The organism is Amycolatopsis sp. A1MSW2902 (genome assembly GCF_017312175.1).
In the GTDB taxonomy this organism is placed as follows: Bacteria; Actinomycetota; Actinomycetes; order Mycobacteriales; family Pseudonocardiaceae; genus Amycolatopsis; species Amycolatopsis nivea.
In genome coordinates, this window is the sequence record NZ_QJPO01000001.1 from 4,298,011 (window position 1) to 4,321,566 (window position 23,556).

8 protein-coding genes (1 of these 8 only partly in view) are annotated in these 23,556 nt (G+C 73.4%); all 8 read right to left on the bottom strand.

All coding sequences use genetic code 11. From position 1 onward, the window contains the following. Positions 1–14,667: the 5' portion of an amino acid adenylation domain-containing protein gene (locus tag DMP23_RS19740; protein WP_337822024.1), read on the bottom strand. The gene continues 888 nt to the left of window position 1, outside the view; only the first 14,667 of its 15,555 coding nucleotides appear in the window; the start codon lies at positions 14,665–14,667; its stop codon lies beyond the left edge, outside the window. Between the two features lie 26 nt (positions 14,668–14,693). Further along, a complete protein-coding gene (locus DMP23_RS19745) occupies positions 14,694–16,697 on the bottom strand; it encodes a multicopper oxidase family protein (RefSeq protein ID WP_337822025.1) in 2,004 nt (667 codons plus the stop codon). Beyond that, positions 16,694–16,921, bottom strand: coding sequence for an MbtH family protein (locus tag DMP23_RS19750; RefSeq protein ID WP_337822026.1), 228 nt, complete (start codon positions 16,919–16,921; stop codon positions 16,694–16,696). Before DMP23_RS19750 ends, DMP23_RS19745 begins: the two co-directional genes overlap by 4 nt. 91 nt (positions 16,922–17,012) lie before the next feature. Continuing rightward, positions 17,013–18,062, bottom strand: a complete 1,050-nt coding sequence (locus DMP23_RS19755; protein WP_337822027.1) for a FecCD family ABC transporter permease — start codon at positions 18,060–18,062, stop codon at positions 17,013–17,015. Next, positions 18,059–19,099: a FecCD family ABC transporter permease gene (locus DMP23_RS19760; RefSeq protein ID WP_337822028.1), complete on the bottom strand. Its 1,041-nt coding sequence runs from the start codon at positions 19,097–19,099 to the stop codon at positions 18,059–18,061. Before DMP23_RS19760 ends, DMP23_RS19755 begins: the two co-directional genes overlap by 4 nt. Beyond that, complete coding sequence (locus tag DMP23_RS19765; protein WP_337822029.1) at positions 19,096–20,778, bottom strand: ABC transporter ATP-binding protein; 1,683 nt, start codon at positions 20,776–20,778, stop codon at positions 19,096–19,098. Before DMP23_RS19765 ends, DMP23_RS19760 begins: the two co-directional genes overlap by 4 nt. Positions 20,779–20,822: 44 nt before the next feature. After that, positions 20,823–22,502, bottom strand: coding sequence for an ABC transporter ATP-binding protein (locus tag DMP23_RS19770; protein ID WP_337822030.1), 1,680 nt, complete (start codon positions 22,500–22,502; stop codon positions 20,823–20,825). A 23-nt stretch (positions 22,503–22,525) separates the two neighbouring features. Beyond that, positions 22,526–23,380 carry a siderophore-interacting protein gene (locus tag DMP23_RS19775; RefSeq protein WP_337822031.1) on the bottom strand — a complete coding sequence of 285 codons (855 nt, stop codon included), beginning with the start codon at positions 23,378–23,380 and terminating at the stop codon, positions 22,526–22,528. Positions 23,381–23,556 lie beyond the last annotated feature (176 nt).

Below are 23,556 nucleotides of genomic sequence, written 5' to 3' on the forward strand. Positions count from 1 at the left end.
CGAGAACTCGCCGTTCTCCCCCGCTTCGGCGAGCCGGTGCGCCCACGCCCGGAACGACGTCCCGGCCCCGGGCTGCTCGCCGGCCAGCGCGGCGGGCAGGACACGCCAGCTGACGCCGTCCACCGCGAGGTGGTGGACGAGCACCAGCAACCGGCGCCGGTCCGGCTGCCAGACGAACCGGGCTTGGCCGTAGCGCTCCGGGTCCAGGGTCGCGGCGGCCGCCTCGACGTCCGGTTCGCCGAGGGACAGCACGTCCTCGGCGCGGACGGCGCCGGGCGGCGGCACTTCGAGGGCCGAGCCGGTCAGCCGGGAGCGCAGGATGTCGTGCCGGTCCAGGACGTGCTGGACGCGCTCGGTCAGCTCGGCCTCGGTCAGGCCCGGCGGGGTGGCCAGCAGCTGCGCCTGGCTGAACCGGGCGATCGGGCCGTCGAGTTCGCGCAGCCAGTGCATCACCGGGGTGAGCGGGACCGCGCCGGTGGCGGCGATCTCCGGGCCCGCGGCTTCGGCCGGGGTCCGGGCGCCCGCCAGTGCGGCGAGGTTCGCCACCGTCTTGCGGTCGAAGATGTCCCGCGGCCGGATGTCCAGTCCGGCCGCGCGGGCCCGGCCGGACACCTGGATCGACAGGATGCTGTCGCCGCCGAGCGCGAAGTAGTCGTCGTCGAGGCCGATCGCGGGCAGTCCCAGGACGTCCGCGACGATGCCGGCGAGCACGCGTTCGGCTTCGGTCGCGCCGGTCAGGTCGCCGGTCGCCGCGGGTTCCGGCGGGGCGGGCAGCGCGCGCCGGTCGAGCTTGCCCTGAGAGGTCAGCGGCAGATCGGGCACCGCGACGAACACCGCCGGGACCATGTGGTCCGGGAGCTTCGTCGACGCGGCCGCGCGCACCTCGGCGAAATCGGCTTCGCCTGCCACGTAGGCGACCAGGCGGTTCGCGCCGCGGGCGTCCGGGACCGCGAGCACGGCGACCCGGCGCACGCCCGGGCAGGCGGACAGCACGGCTTCGACCTCGCCCAGTTCGATCCGGAACCCGCGCACCTTGACCTGGTGGTCGGCGCGGCCGACGTACACCAGCGCGCCGTCGCCGCGACGGCGGGCGAGGTCGCCGGTGCGGTACAGCCGGGCGCCGTCCGGCCCGGCGACGAACCGGGCCGCGGTCAGGCCGGACGCGCGGAGGTAGCCGCGCGCCAGTCCGGTGCCCGCCGCGTAGATCTCGCCGACCGCGCCGGGCGGAACCGGCCGCAGCCGCCGGTCGAGCAGGTGCACGGCGGTGTTGTGCACCGGGCCGCCGATCGGCACCGGTCCCGGTCCGTCGTCCGGCCCGCACGTCCACAGCGTGATGTCCACTGTGGTCTCGGTGGGGCCGTAGGAGTTGAACATCCGGCGCCGCGCCGACCATTCCGCGGCGAGCGCGGGCGGGCAGGCTTCCCCGGCGGCGATCACGACGAGGTCTTCCGGCGCCTGCTCGGGCCGGATCGACGCCAGCGCGGCGGGCGGGAGAGTCGCGTGCGTGACGCGGTGCTCGCGCAGGAACGCCGCCAGGGGTTCGCCCGCGCGCTCGTCGTCGGGAATGATCACCAGCGCCGCGCCGGTCAGCACGCCCATCGCCAGCTCCCACACCGAAGTGTCGAAGCTGACCGACGCGAACTGCAGGACCCGGCTGCCCGGGCCGGCGCCGAACGCCTCGGTCATCGTGTGCACCAGGCTGGCGACCCCGGCGTGGCTCACCAGCGTGCCCTTGGGACGCCCGGTCGAGCCGGAGGTGTAGATGATGTACGCGCCCGCAGCGGTGGACGGCGCCGGCGTGAGCGGGCGGCGGTCCGGCGGCAGGTCGAGGTCGCGCAGGATCAGCACCGGGTCCGCGTCGGCGATCATCGCGGCCCGGCGTTCCGCTGGATAGTTCGGGTCGAGCGGCAGGTAGACCCCGCCTGCCTTCTGGACGGCGAGCAGCGCGACGATCAGGTCGGCCGACCGCGGCAGTTCGACCCCCACGACGGCTTCGGGCCCGACGCCGCGCGCGGCGAGCGCGTGCGCCAGCTCGGTCGAGCGGCGGTCCAGCTCGGCGTAAGTGAGCGTGGTGCCGCCGTCGATCACCGCGGGGTGTTCGGTCCCGGCCACTCGCGCGAACAGCTGCGCGATCGTCAGATCCGGGACAGCGCAAGCCGTGTCGTTCGCCGCCGCCAGTTCCTCGTGCTCGGCCGCGGACAGCACGTCGATCTCGCCCGCGGGCTGCTCGGGGTCGGCGAGCAGGGTGCGGCACAGCCGGGTGAAGCGCTCGGCGATCCGCTCGGCCTCTCCCGGGCCGAACGCGTTCTCCGCGTACTTCCACGTGACCCGCCCGCCCGGTTCGACGACCAGCGCCAGCGGGTAGTGCGTGTCGTCCGAAGCACGCACCGACCGCAGGTCCAGCTCGCCGGAAGCGACGTTGTCCAGCGGGTAGTTCTGGACGACGAGCAGGGTGTCGAACAGCTCGCCGGTTCCGGTGAAGCGCTGGATGTCGCCGAGACCGGCGTGCTGATGGCCGAGCAGGGCGGCCTGCTCCGCCTGGATCCGGGCGGCCAGCTCGCGCAGCGATTCGCCGCGGTCCGCCCGGACGCGAACCGGGATGGTGTTGGCGAACAAGCCGATCGTGGCGTCGGCGCCGTCCACTTCGGCCGGACGGCCCGAGACGACCGTGCCGAACACGACGTCTTCGGCGTCGGTGAGCCTGCCGAGCAGCAGCCCCCAGACCGCCTGCACGACGCTCGTCAGGGTCAGTCCCGCGTCCCGCAGCAGCGGGGTCAGGTCCGGCAGCGCGGTCTCGAACTGGCGGCCGATCCGCTCGCCGGCGGCCGCCGGAGCCAGCAGCGCCGGCTCGTCGAAGCCCGCCAGCGCGGCGCGCCAGGCCTTTTCGGTGGCCGCGCTGTCCCTGGTGGCCAGCCAGGCGAGGTGGTCGCGGAACGGCCGGGACACCCGCGTCGGCGCTCCGTCCCGGCGGTAGGCCTCCAGGAGGTCGCCGACGAGCAGCGGCCCGGACCAGCCGTCGTAGAGCAGGTGGTGCGCGGTGAGCAGCAGCGTGCGGCCGACCAGGGCGAGCCGCAGCAGCGGCGGGTCCGCCGGATCGAACCGGTCCGCCAGCTCGGCCGTCGCCACAGCTTCGACGTCGCCGCCGGGGTGCTCGGCCCAGCGGGGTTCGAGCGCGGCCGGGACGAACTGGACTGGCACGCCGGACTCGGTGTGGCGGAAGCCCGCGCGCAGTGCGGCGTGCCGGTCCAGCAGCGCCGCCGCGGCACGGCGCATCCGTTCGCCGTCGACCGGGCCGCCGAATTCGAGCCGCAGTTGCATCAGGTACGGGTCGGGCCCGGTGGCCTCGCAGTCGCTGAGGAACAGCAACCCGGTCTGCAACGACGTCAGCGGCAGGACGTCCTCGACCGCGCCGAGTTCGTCCACATCGGACTGGCTCAGCTCCGCGAGCGGGAAGTCCGACGGGGTGTGGAACGGCTCACGCACGGCTTCCACGAGTTCGGCGACGGCGTGCTGCCATCGTTCGGCCAGCGCCCGCACCTCGGGTTCCGGGAGGATGCCGGGCACATACGCCCAGGACGCGCGGACGGTCTCGCCGTCGACCGAGGCGTTGATCTCCAAGGCCGCCGCGACCGCCGTCGACGGATCGGCGTGCCCGCCCATCGGTTCGGCAACGGTCCAGTCGCCGTCTCCGCCGGTGAACCGGCCGAGGTAGTTGAAGCCGACCTCGGGCTCGGGCAGGCCCGGCACGCGGTCGAGATAGCGCAGCTTGCCGTACTGCAGACCGGCCAGTTCGCCGCCCGGCAGGCCGCGCACCGCGGTCTTGACGCCCTTGAGCGTCGCGACCGGATCCGCCGCCGGGTCGAGCGGAACGGGGCAGCGCGAGGTGAACCAGCCGACCGTGCGGGAAAGATCAAGCCCCAGGTCGGCGCGGCCGTGCCCTTCGACGGCGACCAGCAGCGGCTGCCCGGCCGCGGTCACCAGCGCGGCGAGCAGGACGTCCTGCACGGTGCCGTGCGCGCGCACCGCGACCTCGGACAGCCCGGCCCACGGCAGCTCGACCTCGAACTTCGCGGCCGTGCCGACCAGGTCCGCCGCCGGATCGACCGGACGGCGCCCGAGCCGCGGGAACGACCGGTCCAGCGCCGCCCGCCAAGCTTCCGGGTCGGCTTCGACTCCGACGGCTTCCCTTGCCCAGCGGGCGAAACTGGCGCTCTGCCCCGCCGGAGCCCCGGCGAGCTCGTCCAGGACGATCCGCCAGGAAACGCCGTCGACCACGAGGTGGTTGGCCACCAGCAGCAGCTTCCGCTCCGACGGGCACCAGACCGCGCGGAGCAGGACACCGGCCTCGATGTCCAATTCGGACAATGCGCGTTCGCGTTCTCCGGTCAGCTCCTCGACCACGCGGACCTTCGGCGCGGCGGTGCGGCCGGGCACCAGGCCGCGGGCGCCGAGTTCCGGGTGCCGGGCGAAGAGGGTGTCGAGGCGTTCTTGGAGGTCGTCCAGCCCCGCCGGGGTCGTGACGACGAGCCACTGGGCGAACCGGTCAAGGTCGCCGCCGCGTTCGGCCGCCCACGCCATGATCGGGGTGCGCGCGATTTCGGCGGGCTCTTCGCCGGGCAGTTCCGCCTCGATCGCACCGGTCCGCTCGGCCAGCGCCAGCGGCGTGCCGAGTTCCACGACGTCGCGGGCGCGGACCGCCAGCCCGGCTGCCCGGGCGCGGCCGACCACGCGCAGCGACAGGATGCTGTCGCCGCCGAGGCGGAAGAAGTCGTCCCGCTCCCCCACTGACGGCAAGTCCAGCACTTCGGCGAAGATGCCCGCGAAGACCGCCGCCGCGGGATTGCTTTCCCCGGATCCGGTGAGCTGAGCGGCGGGCTCGGGCAGCGCAGACCGATCGAGCTTTCCGCTGGGAGTCAACGGGAAACGGTCGAGAGCGACGATCGCGTTCGGCACCATGTACGACGGCAGCCGGTCCGCGCAGCGGGCCCTCAGGTCCACAGTGGACGTACCGGTGACGTAGCCGGTGAGCGTGTTCCCGCGCGCCACGGCCGCGGCTGCGGTGATGCCGGGGGCGGCGGCGAGGACGTGCTCGATCTCGCCCAGTTCGATCCGGAAACCGCGCACCTTGACCTGGTGGTCGGCGCGGCCGAGGTAGTCGATCCGGCCGTCCTCGGTCCAGCGGGCGAGGTCGCCGGTGCGGTACATCCGGCCGCCCGGCCCGCCGAAGAGATCCGCGACGAACCGTTCCGCGGTCAGCGCAGGGCGGCCGAGGTAGCCGCGGGCCAGGCCGCCCGCCAGGTACAGCTCCCCCGCGACGCCGGGCGGCACCGGGTTGAGGTCACAGTCGAGCACGTAACAGCGGCAGCCGTCCAGCGGCGCGCCGATCAGCACCCGCTCACCGTCGACGACCGGCCAGCTGGTCGCGTAGACCGTGGCTTCGGTGGGGCCGTAGATGTTGACCAGCTTCGCCTCGGGCACGGCAGTCCGGATGGACCGCACCAGATCCTCGGACAGGGCCTCGCCAGCGAGAGCGAAAGTGCCGGCTTCGAGGCCGGACAGGTTCTGCGCGAAGACACCGGCGACCGCCGACGGCACCGCGCAGACCAGGCTGAGCCGTTCGCCCGCGGGCGCGTCGGCCAGCGCGAGAATGTCGGGGACGACGTCGATCCGGCCGCCGGACAGCAGCGGCGCGAAGATCTCGAACACCGAGACGTCGAAGGTGACCGGAGTCGCCGCGAGCACGCGGGAAAGCCCTTCGGCGCCAAAGGTCCGGCGACCCCACTCGGCCAGCCGCAGGACACTCTCGTGCGCGACGACCACGCCCTTCGGACGGCCGGTCGAACCCGAGGTGTAGATGACGTAGGCCGCGTTGCCCGGACGCACTTCGACCTCGGCGTCGCCGGACGGCTCGAATCCGATCAGGGACAGCTGCTCGAACCCGTCGTAGTGCGCGCCGGCGGTGAGGATCAGCGTCGGCTGGGCCTCGACGAGCACGCCCGCCACCCGGTCGGCCGGGTGGGCGAGGTCGATCGGCAGGTAAGCGCCGCCGGCCTTGTGCACGGCGAGCATCGCGACGATCAGCTGCGCCGACCGCGGCAGCGCCAGCGCGACCACGGATTCCGGGCCGACCCCGCGAGCGGCGAGCGCTCCGGCCAGGCCGCGGGCCGCCGCGTCCAGCTCGGCGTAGGTCAGCCGGGTGTGCTCGTCGGTGACGGCGAGTGCGCCGGGGGTCCGGCGGGCCTGGGCGCGGAACGCGTCGGCGAGAGTCCCGTGCGTTTCGATTTCCCCGGTGTCGTTGAACTTCGTGACGACCAGCGCGTGCTCAGCCGGGTCGGCGATGCCGAGCGTGCCAGCCGGACGCCCGGGGTCGGCGACGAGATCCAACAGGACGCGGACGAACCGATCGAGGACATCCGCCGCGCGCCGCGCGCCGAAATCGGGCTGGTACTTGATCCCGACGTAGAGCTGTTCCCCGGGTGCGACGACGAGCGTGACCGGGTAGTGCGTGGCGTCGACCGGCGGGCCGCCCACGACGCGCAATCCGGGACCGGCGTCCCAGTCCGCGGCCGCCGGATAGTTCTCGACCACCACGAGCGTGTCGAACAGGGTGCCGATTCCGGCGATCCGCTGAAGCTCGCCGAGGCCGATCTGATGGTGCTCCAGCAGCCCGGCCTGTTCGCGCAGCACCCGGGCCAGCAGGGCGGAGACCGGTTCGCCGGAGCGGAGGGCGACGCGCACCGGGAGCGTGTTGACGAACAGCCCGGCCATCTCGGTGCCGCCGGGCAGAGCGGCGGGGCGGCCGGACACCGTGGTGCCGAACACGACGTCGGCGCGGCCGGTGAGCCTGCCCAGCAGGATCGCCCAGGCAGCCTGGACCAGGGTGTTCACCGTGCAGCCAAGCTCGCGGGCGCGGGCCGCCACCCGCGCGGTCGCGTCCCCGCCGAGGGTGCGGTCGAGGTGCTCCGGCCACTGTGGAGCGCCGGAGCCGGGCGCGAGCAGCGTGGGTTCGTCCAGCCCGGCCAGCGCCGCGGTCCAGGCCGCCCGGTCGGCGTCGTGGTCCACTGTGGACAGCCGCTGCAGCTGGTCGCGGTGCGGCCGCCGGACCGGGGTTTCGGCGCCGGCGTAGGTCGCGAACAGCTCTCGCGCGAGAGCCAGCGACGACCAGCCGTCCAAGAGGATGTGATGGTGGCACACCAGGAGCCGGTGACCGCCGGCCAGCGCGAACCGGATCAAGGGCGCGCGGCTCAGGTCGAACCGCGCCCGCCGGAACTCCTCGACGGCGATTTCGCCCTCGCGCCAGTCCAGTTCCGGCTCGGGGCGGACGATCTGGATCGGGTCGCCGCCGGAGCGGAGGCGGAATTCCGCGCGCAGTGCGGGATGACGGCGGACCAGATCCTCAGCGGACGCGCGCAGCCGTGCCGGGTCGAGGTCGCCGCTGAGCTCGAAGGACAACAGCACGGTGTAGACATCGGTTTCGTCGTCCTGCGCGAGCAGCCCGGCCTGCAGCGGGGTGACCGGCAAAACGTCCTCGACGAGGCCGAGTTCGTCCACTTCGGACTGAGTCAGCCGGACGAGCGGGAAGTCCGACGGGGTGTGCCCGCCGCCTTCGGTCAGTGCGGTGATCCCGCGGCGCCACGCCGCCAGCAGCGCGTCGAGGTCGACGTCCGGCGCGGACGACCAGCGGGCCTTCAGCACGCCGTTCTCGATCAAGGTGGACACCTCGATCGCGTGGCTCGCGCCGAGTTCCGGCTCGACGCCGCCGGCCAGGAAGTCCAACCCGGACAGCTGGCCGGGACGGGCGTTGCCGAGATGGTTCACGAGGAACGGGCGCGGCGCCCCGGGAACACGGTCGCGGAGCAGGCCGTAGCCGGTGCCGTCGCCCGGGACCGCGGCCAGGGTTTCCTTGACCCGCTTGAGGATCTGTTCCGGAGTGCCGTCCAGTCCGACGCACACCGGGTACAGGCTGGTGAACCAGCCGACAGCGGTGTCCGCGCCCGGCACGCCGTCGCGGCCGTGGCCTTCCAGATCGGCTCGCAGCGCGGCTTCGCCCCAGACCTCGCGCGCGGCGAGGCCGAGTGCGGCCAGCACGACTTCGCGGACGCCGGTGTGGAAGGCGCTCGCGATACCGGAGACCATCGAGGCGGGCAGCTCGGTGACCGTGTGCCGCAGCTCGCCGACCGTGCCGGTGCGCAGCTCGACGCTGGTTCCCCCGGCCATCCCGGTCCAGAACGGCAGTTCAGTCTCGTCGGCGGCCAGCGCGGCGGCCCACGGCCGGGCGGCGAATTCCGCGGGCCGGTCCGGGACCCCGCTTTCCAGGTCGGCGGCGATCACCGGCCACGACACCGCGTCGACGACGAGGTGATGTGCGACCAGCAGCAGCCGGTCGGCGCCAAGGCGGACCGCTCGCAGCATGATCCCGCCGCGCGGGTCGAGCGCGGCGGCTTCCCGGGCCAGCTCGGCGTTCGGGTCGGCGTCGGCGGGCGCCGAGCGCAGCGGAACCTCACGCGGTTCGCCGATTTCGAGCGTGTCGCCGGTCAGCCGGGCGCGGAGGAAGTCGTGCCGGGCGACCAGCCGGGTCAGCAGTGCGCCGACGTCGGCGGTGGGCGGCACCGGCACCAGCGCCGCTTGGCTGTAACGGTCGATCGGACCGCCGCGGCCGAGGAGCCAGCGCACCATCGGCGTCGGGGCGACCGGACCGGTCCGGTCGACGGCTGCCACCGGAGCGGCGGAACCGGCGATCGCCCGGGCGGCCAGGTCGGCCACCGTCGCGGCCTCCACGACGTCGCGCGGCGAGACAGTCAGCCCGGCCCGGCGCAGCGCGGCGACCAGGTGGATGGCCAGGATGCTGTCGCCGCCCGCGGTGAAGAACCCAGTGTCGGCCCCGGCCTCGGCGAGTCCCAGCACCTCGGCGAACGCGGCGGCGACCACGGCCTCCCGCGCGTCTCGCGGCGCGACGACGGCCGCGCGCTCCTCCGGCGGCTCGGGCAGCGCGGACCGGTCGAGCTTTCCGTTGCGGCTCAACGGGAACTCCGGCAGCGGAACGAGCGCCGAGGGCACCATCGCGGCGGGCAGCACCGCCGCCAGTTCGCTCAGCGCGGCGGAGACGTCCGCGGTCTCGGGCACGCAGTAGCCGATCAGCCGCCCCGCCCGCGCCACGACCACGGCGGCTTCGACGTCCGGCCGGGCGGCGAGCCGGGCTTCGATCTCGCCCGGTTCGATGCGCTGGCCGCGGATCTTGACCTGGTGGTCGGTGCGCCCGAGGTAGTCGAGCGCCCCGTCGCGACGGCGGCGCACCAGGTCGCCGGTGCGGTAGAGCCGTCCGCCGTCCGGCGCCGCGACGAACCGTTCGGCGGTGAGCGCCGGACGGCCGCGGTAGCCGCGGGCGAGCTGCACCCCCGACAAGTACAGCTCCCCCGCGACGCCGTCCGGCACCGGCGCCAGCCCGGGGTCGAGCACGTGCGTCCCGGTGTTCCAGACCGGCACGCCGATCGGGACCGGCCGGACGCCGTCCTCGGCCGCGGTGTCCCACTCGGTGACGTCCACGGCGGCCTCCGTCGGGCCGTAGAGGTTGTGCAGCGGCGCGGCGAAGACCTTCCGCGCCCGCGGCACCAGGTCGGCGGGCAGCGCCTCGCCGCTGCAGAACACGCGGCGCACCGGACCGAGGTCGTGGCGCACCCCGGCAGCGACGAACGCGGCCAGCATCGACGGGACGAAGTGGACGGTCGTGACCCGCTCGGCCTCGATCAGCGCGGCGAGGCGGTCCGGGTCGCGGTGCGCGCCGGGCTCGGCGACGACCAGCGCCGCCCCGCTGATCAGCGGGAGGAAGAACTCCCACACCGAAACGTCGAAGGTCGCCGGGGTCTTCTGCAGCACCCGGTCGCCCGCGTCGAAGCCGTAGCGCTCGCGCATCCACCGCAACCGGTTCGCGATCGCGCGATGCTCGACCAGGACGCCCTTGGGACGGCCGGTCGAACCCGAGGTGTAGATCAGGTAGGCCGCGTTGCCGGGCGCGACCGCGGCGGCGGCGAACCCGTCGGCCTCCGGGAGGTCGCCGGCGGTCAGGACGGCGGCCGGGGCCGCGTCGGCGAGCAGTTCGCGGATCCGCTCGGCCGGTTGTTCCGGGTCGACGGGCAGATACGCGGCACCGGCGCGCAGCACGGCGACCAGCGCGACAGCCAATTCCAGCGAACGCGGCAGCACGACGGCGACCACCGACTCCGGGCCGACGCCGCGGTCTTGCAAAGCCGCCGCCAGCCGCGCGGTGCGGCGGTCGAGGTCGCGGTAGGTGAGCCGCGAACCGCGGAACACCAGCGCTTCGCGGCCGGCGTGTTCGGCGAACGCCCGTTCCAGCAACGCGGTCAGGGTCGTGTCCGGCACCGCGTGGCGGGTGTCCGGGGCGAGCCGCTCCCCGGGCAGCCGGACGTCGAGCGCGGCCACCGGTTCGTCGGGCGCGGCGAGCAGGTCGCCGAGCACCTGGGCGAACCGGCCGGCGAACAGCGCGGCCTCGTCCGGCTCGAACAGGTCGCGGGCGAACTCGAGGAATCCGCTCAGCCCGCCGCCGGTCTCGGTGACGTTGAGGGTCAGGTCGAACTTCGCCGTCGCGGTGGGCACCAGTTCGGTCTCCGCGGCCAGCCCGGCGAACCGGCCGGTCCCCTCCGGGGTGTTGCGGTAGGCGAACAGCACCTGGAACAGCGGGTGCCGGGACGTCGAACGCGGCGGCGCGAGGCGGTCGACGACCTCGTCGAACGGAACGTCGTCGTGCGCCAGCGCGGCGAGGCCGGTGCGGCGGACGCGGGCCAGCAGTTCCCGGAACGTCGGGCGGCCGGACAGGTCGGTGCGCAGGACGACGGTGTTGACGAAGAAGCCGATCAGCGGATCGAGGCTTTCGGCGGCGCGGCCGGCCACCGGAACGCCGATCGGCACGTCCTCCCCGGCTCCGCACCGCGCGAGCACGGCGGCGAAGGCGGCGTGCAGCACCATGAACACGCTGGTGCCGGTTTCCGCGGCCAGCTCCCGGATCCGCGGCGGCACCGCGGCGGCCAGGTCGAGATCGAGGACGATGCCTTCGCCGGACGGGCGGGGCGGGCGGGTCCGGCCGGCCGGGACGGCGATCTCGTCGGGCAGGCCGTCGAGTTCGGCCGCCCAGAAATCGAGGTCGACCGGCAGGGAGCGTTGCCACAGCGCGTAATCCGCGTACTGCACGGCCAGCGGAGTCCACTGTGGAGTGTTACCGGCGACGCGCGCGGCATAGGCGGTTTCGAGGTCGGCCAGCAGCGGCCGCAGCGACCATTCGTCCGTGGCGATGTGATGCACGGTGAGCAGCAGGAGACGGTCGGCCTCGCCGAGCTCGATCAGGGACGCGCGGATCGGCAGTTCGTCCGCGAGCGAAAACGGGCGGCGGCTGAGTTCGAGAAGCCGCGCGGCAGCGTCCGCGGGCAGCACTTCGAACGGAACCTGTTGCGGCGGAAGAATTTCCTGCCACGGTTCGCCGTCGGTCTCGCGGTAGACGGTGCGCAGCGCCTCGTGCCGGGCGACAACGTCGTCGAGCGCGGCCCGCAGCGCGGCGCGGTCGAGATCGCCGCGGAGGCGCAAGCTCAGCGGGAGGTTGTAGGCCGCGCTGTCCGGACCGGACAGGGATTGCAGCAGCCACAGCCGCCGTTGCCCGGCCGACAGCGGCAGGCGGTCCGGGCGCGGCGCGACCGGCACCTCGGGCCGTGCCGGGGCGAGGCCGGGCAGCCGGTCCGCCAGCTCGGCGGGGGTCGGGGCGTCGAAGATCGCGGCGATCGGGACGTCCACCCCGAATTCCGCGCCGAGGCGCGTGCTCAGGCGCAGCGCGAGCAGGGAGTGCCCGCCGAACCGGAAGAAGTCGTCGCCGGGCCCGAACCCCGCCACGCCGAGGACGTCGGCGAACAGTTCGCTCAGCCGGGCCGCGCGCGGGTCGGCCGAGGCGGAACCGGAGCCGGTGTGCGTGCGGGCGGCCAGCGCGAGACGGTCGACCTTTCCGTTGGGGGTCAACGGCAATTCGGCGACCGGCGCGAGCAGGCCGGGCACCATGTAGTCCGGCAAGCGCCGGGACAGTTCGGCGCGCAGCTCACCGGTTTCGCCGGTCGGCACGTAGTATCCGGCCAGCCCGGCACCCGCGGCGACGACCGCGCAGTGGCCGACGCCCGGCACCCGGCCGAGCACGGCTTCGATCTCGCCCAGTTCCACGCGGAAACCGCGGACCTTGACCTGATGGTCGGTGCGGCCGAGGCAGTCGAGGGCACCGTCATCGGTCCAGCGCGCGAGGTCCCCGGTGCGGTACATCCGGCCGCGCTCGAAGGGATTCGCCACGAACCGCGACGCGGTCAGCCCCGCCCGGCCGAGGTAGCCGAGCGCGACACCAGAACCGGCCAGGTACAGCTCGCCGGTCGCGCCGGGCGGCACCGGCCGCAGGGCGGCGTCGAGGACGTAGGCGTGGGTGTTGTGCAGCGGCCGCCCGATCAGCGGCCGCTGCGCGTCCGCCGGGCCGATCTCGTGTGCGGTCGACCAGATCGTCGTTTCCGTCGGGCCGTAAAGGTTGGTGACCCCGGCAGTGGTCCGGCTGAGCAGCTTCGCCAGCGCCGGAGGCAGCGCCTCGCCGCCCACCAGCGCGCGGATGCCGTGCAGCGCCTCGGGAACTGTCTCGGCGAGAGCCTGCCACAGCGACGGCGTGGCCTGCATCGCCGTGACCCGCTCCAGCAACGGGCCCAGCCGGGCCGGATCCCGCACGTCGGCGGCATCCGCCAGCACGACGGTCGCGCCGTCCAGCAACGGCAGGAACAGTTCCAGGGCGGCGATGTCGAAGCTGACCGTCGTGACGGCCAGGAACCGGTCCGATGCCCCGAAAGAGAACCGGTCGCGCAACGAGGCCAGAAGGTTGCCGAGGTTGCGCCGGGTGACGACCACGCCCTTGGGACGGCCGGTCGAGCCTGAGGTGTAGAGGACGTAAGCGGGCGCGTCGGCCGGGACGTCCGGCAGCACGACCGGTTCGGCCGGTGCTGCCGCGCTCAGCCAGTCCGGGTCGACGACCAGCACCGGACCCGCGTCGGCGAGCATGAACTCCACGCGCTCGGCCGGGAATCCGGGGTCGACCGGCAGGTACGCGGCACCGCTTTTGAGCACCGCCAGCAATGCCACGACCAAGCCGGCGCCGCGGGGCAGCCGGACGGCGACGAGATCGCCCGGACGCACTCCGTCGGAGATCAGCCGGGCGGCGAGGCGATCGGCGCGGTCGTGCAACTCGGCGAAGGCGAGCCGGGAAGCCGCGTCCTCCACGGCGATGCCCGCACCGCGCGGAATCTCGCGCAGCAAGTCGAAACTGTCGTGCGGACTCGGCTCGCTGCGACCGGCGGCCAGCGCACCGGGCACGTCGGCGGTCACGTCGAAGCGGCCGACCGGCGTTCCCGGCGTCGCCTGGCCCAAGGCGGACAGCACGGCGGCGAACCCGTTCGCGTGCCGGCGCACTCCCTCGGCGTCGTGCACCGCGGGATTGGCGTCGACGTCCAGGACGAGCCCGCCGTCGCCCGGCAGGCCCTGCACGGTGAAGGACAGGTCGTCGACCGGCCCCGCCGCCAGGTAGTGCGTCTTCGCGCGCAGTCCGCCGAAGGACAGCTCGGTGGGGAACGGCTTGATGTTGATCCACGGCCCGACGAGCCGCCGGGACCCCAGCAGCCCGAGGTCGCGGCGGATGTCCTCGCCGCGGTAACGGTGGTGCGGCCGGGTCGTTTTCAGCTCGGCCGCCACGGTCGCGACGAGTTCGGCGACCGGGTCCGAGGGGCGGACCGGGACGCGCAGGGGCACCACGTTGACCGTCGTCGCCGGAACCCGGGCAGCCGCGCCGAGCCTGCCCATCACCGGCAGGCCGAGGACGATCTCCGCGGCGCCGGAGATCCGGTGCAGGTACAGCGCCGTCGCGGCGATGACTACTTCGGTCCAGCCGGTGCCGATCTCCTTCGCCAGCGCGGAAAGCGCGGCGAAGTCCGGGACCGCGGTGTGTTCCCGGAGGAAGCTGTGCGACGCCGGGACCGCCGCGGGCAGCTCTGGCAGTCCCGCCAGATGCTCCGTCCAGAACCGGCGGTCGTCCTCGAAGCGATCCGACGCGCGGTAAGCGGCGTCCTGCTCCAGCAGCGCGGCCATCGGCCGGAACGGGCTGTCGCCGGCCGGCGCCCCGCCGGCCAGCGCGGTGTAGACCTCGGCCACGCGTCGCTGGATCAGGCCGAACCCGTACCCGTCGAGCAGGATGTGGTGGCAGCCGAAGAACCAGGCGTGCCGGTTTCCCTTCCCCCGGTAGAGGATCTGGGTCGCCAGCGGCCCGGATTCCAGGTCGCGCGGCTTCGCCAGCTCGGCCCGCATCAGCGGTTCCGGGTCCCCGTCCACGTCCACGACCGCCAGTTCCGGCCGGGCGGCCGCGCCGGGGCGGGCCCGGGGGCCGGACCGGTCGTGTCCGAAAAGGACAGTCAGGCCGTCCGCCTCGGACATCGCCGTGCGCACCGCCGCGCGGAACGCCTCGACGTCCAGCTCGCCGTGCAGTTCCACGTACTCGCCGGTCTGGTAGGCCGGGCTCGGCGGATCGAGCCGCGAGCCGAACCAGATCCCTTCTTGCGCGGCGGTGAGCGGGTTGCGGGCGTCCTCGTACCCCGACGACACAGGTGATCCTCTCGTGGTGCCGGAACTCAGTGAGCGTGCCCGCCGCCGGGCGCGGGCGGCAGTTCGTGCTCCATCGACTCGGCGATGGCGATGACTTCCTTCGGCTGCACGAGGAACGGGCGCATCATGCTCATGTCCTCGTGCTCGAGCATGTGGCAGTGGTAGACGAATTTGCCGGTGACGTCCGCGAATCTGGCGATCACGTCGACCGCCTCCCCCGCGTCCGCGTTCACCACGTCCTTCCAGCCGGCCTGCGCCGCCTCGACCGGCGGCGACTCCTTCCAGAACACCGGCGTGGCGGTGCCGCCGCCGATCCCGCCGCCGGGCAGGTCGATGAACTTGAAGCCGTCGATGTCGTAGAACCCGCGCTGCACCGGCTGGAAGGCGCAGACGTGCACGTGCATCGGATGCGGCCAGCCGGACCAGTCGAGGTTGAAGAACCGCCAGCGCTCCCACGCGCCGGTCGCCACCGTGTACTGCAGCGGATCGGTCCACCGGTAGGCCATCCGCTGCCAGGTGACCACCGTGCCGTCCTGCTCCTTGACCTGCACGATGCCGTCGATCGGCAGCTTGCCCTCGGGCGGGCCGTCGATCCGCCGCATCTCCCACAGGCGGGCGTGCGAAACGCCGACCGGGGTCAGCATCACCATCCGCTCGGCCTGCACCGGCTGCTTTCCGGTGACCCGCCGGAACGACCTCGCCAGCGTCTTCGGCAGCCGGAACGCCGGCGGACGGCCGAACCGGCCCACCCGGAACTGCAGGAAGTCCGGCCACGGCCCCGGGTCGTAGTTGACGTTGCGCAGCTTGAGATTCTGCCCGCCCAGCGCGCGGAAGTCGATCAGCACGTCGGCGCGTTCGGAAGCGGCGAGACTGAACCCGTCCCGGACGTCGACCGGGGCGCCGAGCAGTCCGGCGTCGGTGCCGATCACGAAGACCGTGCCGGGCGGCGCCGGCTTGCCGTCGTCGGTGACCAGCTGCACGTTGTAGGGCCGGGTGTTGGACGCGTTGGCCATCCGGAAGCGGTACCAGTCCGGCTCGACGTCCAGACGCGGCCAGATCACCCCGTTGACGAGCGTGTACGGCCCGGCGAAGGACCGCACCTGCTTCAGCGGGTCGGTGCTCATGATCGTGGTCTTGTGCAGCATCGTGCCGGTGAGCCGGTTCCGCGCGTCGGTGTCGAGGTTCCGGTCGCAGATCACCAGCGGGATTTCCCGGTCGCCCGAGGGCAGCCGGAGGGACTGCTCCTCGTCGTCGCGCAGGATGTACATGCCGAGCAGGCCGGCCATCACGTTCCAGCGGGTGATGTGCATGGCGTGGTCGTGGTACCAGAGCGTCGTGGCGGGCTGGTCGTTGCGGTACTCGACCAGCTGGCTGTGGCCGGTCAGCACGGCGTCCTCGGCCCAGCCGTCGCTGCTGCCGTCGCTGAAGTGCCCGTGCAGGTGGGTCGACGTCCAGCCGGGCAGCGCCGCCACGTCCGCGCGCGGCGCGACGCCTTCGCGGCCGGGAACGTCCCACTGGTAGGGATCGGCGTTCTCGTCGAAGGGGATCTCGACGACGGGCACCGGCATGGTGCCGGCGATCTCGTTGCGCCACGTGACGCGCAGCGGGCGGCCGCGGCGGGCTTCGATCACCGGGCCGGGGAACAGGCCGTCGAATCCCCAGATCTTCGTCGGCGGCAGCTGCGAATGCAGCCGAACGGTCGCCGCGCGCATCCGGATGGTCAGCTCGCCCGCACCGTTCCCGTACGCCGGCGTCAGCCGGGGAAGCGGGTCGAGGAACGGGGTCAGCTCGGTGACTGTGCCGCGGAACGGCGCGCCGGAGGGCGCGCGGTTCGCCGCCGGGCGCACCACAGCGGTCCGGTCGCCCTGCGCCCGCGGCCGGACGAGCGCCTTCGGGTCGATCGCGACGGGCTCGCCGCGTCCGGCCGGCATCGCCTCGCCGACCACGGAACCGATTCCCAGCGCGAGCGCGCCCGCGGCGCCGGCTTTGATCAGGAATCCGCGCCGGTCGGTGCCTTCCCGGTCGTTCACGGCCGTTCGGCCGCTTCCGCCGCCATGCGCTCGACGAGGCTCTTCGGCCGGATGTCGGTCCAGTTCCGCTCGACGTAGTCGAGGCATTCCTGGCGGCTCGCCTCGGTTTTCACGATTCTCCAGCCGGAAGGCACCTCGGCGAAGGACGGCCACAGCGAATGCTGGTCCTCGTCGTTGGCCAGCACCAGGAATCGGCCGTTCTCGTCGTCGAACGGATTGGTCATCACAGCTCCCTCAGTTGAACTTAGGGAAGGCTAGCCTAATTGGACGCATCCAGCCATAGGCCAGAAAAGTGACGACGGCGGCATTTTCCGTTCAGGCACGACCCTTGCGGACTTCGCCGACGAGCAGCCAGCCGAGGTACAGCCCGCCGAGCACGAGCGTGGTCACGCCCACCGGCAGCTGGGCGCCCGCGATGAGCCGCTGCGCGAGCAAATCGGCCAGCGCCAGCAGGCACGCGCCGGTCAGCGCCGAGACCACCAGCGAAGGCCCGGCGGAGCGGGCCAGCCGTTTCGCCGCCTGCGGCGCGGCCAGCGCCACGAACGAAATCGGCCCGGCGCAGACGATCGCCGCCGCGCTGAGCACCACCGACACCACGACCGCCCAGCGCCGCACCGAACCCACGGACAAGCCGAGCGACGTCGCCGGCTCCTCGCCGATCTCCAGCGTCAGCAGCGCCCGGCTCAGCGAGAACGCGACGGGCAGCACCACGGCCAGCACGACCAGCAGGATCCGCACCTGGTCCCACCCGCGGCCGTTGAGGCTCCCGACCAGCCAGATCTGCGCGTTGAGCGAATCGTTCAGCTCCGCCCGGCTCAGCAGATAGGCGATGCCCGCGCCGAGCAGCGCGTTGATCCCGACGCCGACGAGGATCAGCCGGTACCCGCCCACCCCGCCCCGATACGCCAGCAGGTAGACCAGCACGGCGACGGCCCCGCCCCCGCCGACCGCGCCGATCCCGGTGGCGAGCAGCCCCGAATCGTGCAGCAGCACCAGGCAGATCAGCGCCCCGGCGGTCGCGCCGCTGTTGAACCCGACGATGTCCGGGCTGCCCAGCGGATTCGCCGACAGGCTCTGGAAAATCGCCCCGCTCGCCGCCAGCGCCGCGCCGACGAGGAGCGCGACCAGCACCCGCGGCAGCCGGACGTCGTTGACGAAGTACCGCTGCTGCAGCGTTCCGTGCCCGCCCAGCGCGCGGAAAACGCCGGACACACTGATCTCGTACTGCCCGGACAGCAGGCTGGCCAGCACCGCCCCGAGGCACAGCACGGCAAGCGCGGCCGCCACGACGGCGGTCCGCCGGTGCACCCGCAGGGAAACCCGTCCGGAGCGGACCGTCCACTGGCGATTCGCGGTCGCGGTCACAGTTTCGCCGGCCGTTTCCGGCGGACCAGGTGGATGAACACCGGAGCGCCGATCACCGCAGTCACCACACCCGCCTCCAGTTCCCCGGTCGGCAGGACCACCCGGCCGACCACGTCGGCGCCCACCACCAGCAGCGGGGCGACAACCATCGAATACGGCACCACCCACCGGTTGTCCGGGCCGACGATCGCGCGCACCGCGTGCGGCACGGCGAGGCCGACGAACCCGATCGGTCCCGCGGCGGCGGTCGCTCCGCCGCACAGCAGGACGATGGCGAGCATGCTGAGGATCCGGGTCCGCCCGGCGTGCGCGCCCAGCGCCCGGCCCGCGTCGTCGCCGAGCGCCAGCGCGTTGAGCGCTCCGGTGACCGCGAGCCCGAGCACGGCGCCGGCGGCGATGAAGGGCAGCACCTCCCACAGCACGTCGTAGCCGCGGTTGACCAGCGAGCCGATCGTCCAGAACCGCATGACCTGCCACGTTTTCGCGTGCATCGTGGTGAACGCGGTGATCACGCCGGTCAGCACGGCCGTCACCACCGTGCCCGCCAGCGCGAGCCGCACCGGGGTCGCCCCGCCGCGGCTGCTGGCGCCGAGGACGTAGACGAGCACGCTGGTCGCCGCCGCGCCGGCGAGGGCGAACCAGACGTAGCCGGAAAGGCTGGCGACCCCGAGGAAGGAAATCGCGGTCACGACGGCCACCGACGCGCCCGCCTCGACGCCGAACAGCACGGGATCGGCCAGCGGATTGCGCGTCACCGCCTGCATGAGCGCCCCGGCCCCGCCGAGCGCGGCCCCGACCAGCGCGCCCAGCAGCGTGCGCGGGATCCGCTGGTCCCAGACCAGGTTCGCGTCGTACGAGCCGTCAAAATGGAAGAGGGCGTCCCACACCACGCCGATCAGCAGGTGCTTGGCCCCGACGGCGACGCTGACGAGCATCGCCGCGAGCACCAGGGCCAGGATGACGACCAGCCCGGCGATCCGGAGCGTGGTGAGCCGCCGCCGGGCATTGCCCGGCGGGGCCGGCGACACCGCGGTCATCGTTCACCCGCCAGCACCCGGCCGGATTCCAGGCGCACCGCCGCGGGCAGCCGGTCGATGGTCGACTGCCGGTGCGCGACGACGATCAGGGAACGGCCGGCGTGCAACCGGTCCAGCGCCCGCTCGATCCGGTCCCCGGTCGCCGGATCGACGTCCGCGGTGGCCTCGTCGAGCACGAGCACCGCCGGATCCACCAGCGCGGCCCGGATCAGCCCGACCAGCTGCCGTTCGCCCGCGGAAAGGGCGTCGCCGGCCGGGGTGTCGAGCCCGGCGGGCAGATTCGCCGCCCATTCGCGCAGGCCCAGCTCTTCGAGCGCCCGCGCGATGCGCTCGTCCGGCGGCGGATCGGGAACGAGCCGGATGTTGTCCCGCAGGGTGCCCGCGACGAGGTGCACCCGTTGCGGCACCAGCATGATCCGGCGGCGCAGCAGGTCCGGCTCGATCTCGTCCAGCGGTACGCCCGCGTAGCGCACGCAGCCGCCGTCGACCGGGTACAGCCCGGTGAGGATCTTCGCGAGCGTGGTCTTGCCCGACCCGGTCGGCCCGACGAGCCCGGTGCGCGAGCCCGCCGGGAACGTGCACGACACCCCGGTGAGCACGGGAACGCCCGCGGTGTACTGGAAGGCCACTGCGGACGCTTCGAGCACGCCGCGTTCGGGCACGTCGGCTACGCGCCAGGAGCCCGCGGGCCGCTCGGCGAGGTCGAGCAGGTCGAGCAGCCGGGCGAGGCCGGTGCGCGAAGTCTGCAGCTGCCCGATCAGGGTCGTCAGCTGGTTGGTGGAGTCGAACAGCTGCCGCATGGCGACGACGAACACCGCGACGGTGCTCAGCGGCAGGCCCCAGGCGAGCACGAGCCCGCCGCCGAAGACGAGGACCGTCGCGTCGGCGACGCTCTGGGCCAGGGTGACCCCGCCGGTGCGGAGAACGACGAACTCCGTGCGCAGCGCGGTCTTGCGCACCTCGGCCGCGTCTCGGTCGAAGCGTTCGCGCCACTGGTCCTCCGCCCCGCGCGAGACGATCGCCTCCCGGGCCTGCAAGCCTTCCCGGTAGGTGGCGGCGACCGCCGCCTGCGCAGCGGCCTCGGCGGCGAAGGCGGGACCGGCTCCGCGCTGGAACCACCGCATGACCAGCACCGACAGCGGCAGGAAGACCAGCACGACCACGAGCGTGAGCTGCCACGAGTACACGAGCAGCAGGATCGTGGTGAACAGGAGATAGCCGGTCACCGAAAGCAGGTCCGGGAGGTCTCCGCGCACGAACGAGGCGAGGTCGGCGATCTCGGTGGTGCTGCGGCGGAGCAGGTCGCCGGAACGCTGCGCTTCCAAGAACCGCAACGGCGCGGTGGCCAGCCGCGACACGACGAGGTCGCGCAGGCTCTTGACCACCCGTTCGCCCGCTTTGGCGAGCCAGATCTCCCCGCTGCGCAAGAGGATCAGCCGGGCGAGCACGAGCCCGACGAACGCCGCGGCGGCGAACCCGAGCCCTTCGACGTCGCGGCCGGCGACCCGGTCGACCGCCCACCCGACGACCGACGGGACCAGCGTCAGCGCCAGCGTCGCGGCGGTCCCGAGGCCGATCGCCGCGGCCAGGACGCCGCGGTGCGGCCGGAGGAACGGAACGGTCCGGCGCAGCACCCCGCGCAGACGCGGTTTTTCGCTCAGCAGCGGCGCTTCAGACATCGGGCGCTCCCCTGCGGGAACCGCGGCCCGCGTTGTGCGTCAAGTCAGGCACGGCAAGCTCCCACCGCGTCCGGAACCGCCCCGGCGGGCAGCGCCACCACGCGGTCGGCCGCTTCGGCGACCGCGCTCCGGTGCCCGGCGAACACCACGGCCCGGCCCTCGCCGGCGTCCAGCCATTCGCGCAGCCCGGCGAGAATCCGCTGTTCGGTCGTCGCGTCCACCGCCGAGGTCACGTCGTCCAGCAACAGCACGTCGGCGCCGTGCAGGAACGCCTGCGCCAGCGCCAGCCGCTGCAACTGGCCGCCCGACAACGTGGCTCCGCCTTCGCCGGTTTCCGTGTCGTAGCCCTTCGGCAGGCTCTCGAGATGATCGTGAATCGCCGCCGCCGCGCAAGCCGAACGAAGCTCTTGCCCGGTCAGCTTCGGTCGCCCCAGCATCAGGTTTTCGCGGATCGTCCCGGAAAGCAGGGCGGGACGCTGCGGCACGAAAACCAGCCGCCGCCGGATCTCTCCGCGCGCGGCCGTGCGCAGGTCGACCCCGCCGTAGCGGACGGCACCCGCGTCCGGGTCGGTCCAGCCCGCCAGCATCCGCAGCAACGTCGATTTGCCCGAGCCCATCGCGCCGGACACCGCGACGAACTCCCCCGGAGCGACCGTGAGGTCGAACGGCCCGATCGTCCGGTCCGGCCCCGGGCGGGCCACCGCTCCCGACGCGACCAGAGCCGCCGGTCCCGGCAGCGGCTGCCCCGCGTCCGCGGCCGCCGGCGCGGCCAGGACCTCGGCGATCCGCCGTCCCGCCGTCAGCGCCTCGCCGAGCTGGGTGAACCGGTCGGTGAGCACCCCGACCCACATGCCCAGCATCGCCATCCACGTCGTGAACGCGACCAGCCCGCCGACCGTCAACGCCCCGTCGATCGCCGCCCAGCCGCCGGCCAGCAGCCCGGCCGCGGTGGCGAGACCCGGGACGAACGGCCCGGTGGCGGCCCAGTTCGCCGCCGCCTTCGCGGTCGCGACCGTCTCCTCGGCGACCGTCCGGCTGTGCTCGGCGTGCCGGTCCAGCAGCGGCCCGAAGCCGCCGATCCCGCGCACCGCCACACTCGCGGAAAGCAGTTCCTCGACCGAGTCGGCGCGCGCCCCGTGCGCGGCCGAAAGCCGGTTGTTGGCCGCCGAGAACCGCCGGGGCAGCACGATGTTCAGCGCGACCAGCGCGGGCACGGTCGCCAGGCCGACCAGCGCGAGCAGGCCGTCCAGCCGTCCGATCAGCACCAGGATGACCGCGAATCCGCCCAGCCCGGTGACCATCGAGGCGAATCCGGCCAGCCAGTGGTGCACGAAATCGACATCGCGGGTGCCGCGGGTGGCGAGATCGCCGCGGCCGAACCGGGCCAGGCCGCGGCGGTCCATCCGCAGCCCGTGGTCCAGCAGCGCGGCCCGCAGCCCGTTCGACGCGGAGACCGCCGCGACGGTGATCTGCCACTGCATCAGCGCGAGCCCGGCCACCAGCAGCGCCGCCGCCCCGACGATGGCCAGCGCCCACCGCAGCGTCGCCGCCTGGTCCCCGGCGTTGATGCCCTGGTCGATGGCTTTTTCCACGCAGAGCGGGAAAATCACCGAGGAAAGCTGGAAGACCGCGCCCCCGGCGATCGCGGGCAGCACGTGTTTCCACTGGGTGCGCAGGCAGTGCCCCAGCAGCCGGACGGCGGCGCGCGGCGTCGTCGTTTCCACCGCATTCCTCACGTCAGCGGGCCTCAGTCCCGCGGTTCCGGCTCGAACGGGGCGTCCTCGGACTTCCCGTAGCGCCAGTACCCGCAGAAATCGATGCGCTTGCGGTCCATCCCGCGTTCGCCGACCAAGTGCCGGCGCAGATCCCGCACCTGCCGCGCTTCCCCCGCCAGCCACGCGTAACCGGGCTCGGCGGGCAGCTCCGCTTCGCGCACCGCGGCGAGCAATGCCGCGCTCGTCCCGGCCGGAGCGCCGTCGCGCGGCAACCAGGTCACGGTGACGTCGCCGTCGGTCTGCCACTCCTGCCGGTCGGCCGCGACCGGCACCTCGGCGAAGACGTAAGCCCGCTGCCCCGGGGCCAGGCTCTCCACGATGCCGCCGATCGCGGGCAGCGCGGTCTCGTCGCCGGCGATCAGCTGCCAGCTCGCGTCGGCCGGAGCACCGTAATCCGCGCCCCGCCGGGCAGGGTCGCCGTCGTCCTCGAACCTCGCGTTCGGGCCGTAGACGACGACTCGGTCGCCCGGCTTCACCGCGGCGGCCCAGCGCGTCGCCGGACCGCTGTCGCCGTGCCGCACGAAGTCGACGTCGATCTCGCCCGGCCGCGCGGCACGGATCGTGTAGGTGCGCATGTACGGGCGATCCGACTCGGGAATCTCGCGGTAGCGTCGATACCAGTCCTCGCCGGTCGGCACCCGCGGGTCCGCACCCGGCTCCCGGGACAGGAAGATCTTGACCCGCTGGCCCGGTCCGCACGTCGTCACGTCCCGCATCCCCGGACCGCCGAACGTCACCCGGACCAGGCTCTCGCCGAGCGGAGCCACGGCGAGCACCTCGGCCTCGAAGTGCACGGTCGGCTCGGCGCCGAGGAGATCGACGGTCATGCGGAACCAGCTTTCGCTACGAAACGGACAGCAACACAAAGGTTAGCCTAACCATATTCCGAGGGAAAGACATCTCCGCGGCCCCGATCCTCGCCCAGGGAGCCGGGTTTTCCGGAACCCGCACGGAACCCGCGACCGCCGGAGAAGGCTCCGCGCCGGAGACTACTGCTTGTGCC

What these genes read in the sequence shown, in the direction of transcription:
- DMP23_RS19750 (WP_337822026.1), bottom strand. Translation starts at nt 16,921, where the DNA reads ATGACCAATCCGTTCGACGACGAGAACGGCCGATTCCTGGTGCTGGCC.
- DMP23_RS19760 (WP_337822028.1), bottom strand. Translation starts at nt 19,099, where the DNA reads ATGACCGCGGTGTCGCCGGCCCCGCCGGGCAATGCCCGGCGGCGGCTC.
- DMP23_RS19765 (WP_337822029.1), bottom strand. Translation starts at nt 20,778, where the DNA reads ATGTCTGAAGCGCCGCTGCTGAGCGAAAAACCGCGTCTGCGCGGGGTG.
- DMP23_RS19775 (WP_337822031.1), bottom strand. Translation starts at nt 23,380, where the DNA reads ATGACCGTCGATCTCCTCGGCGCCGAGCCGACCGTGCACTTCGAGGCC.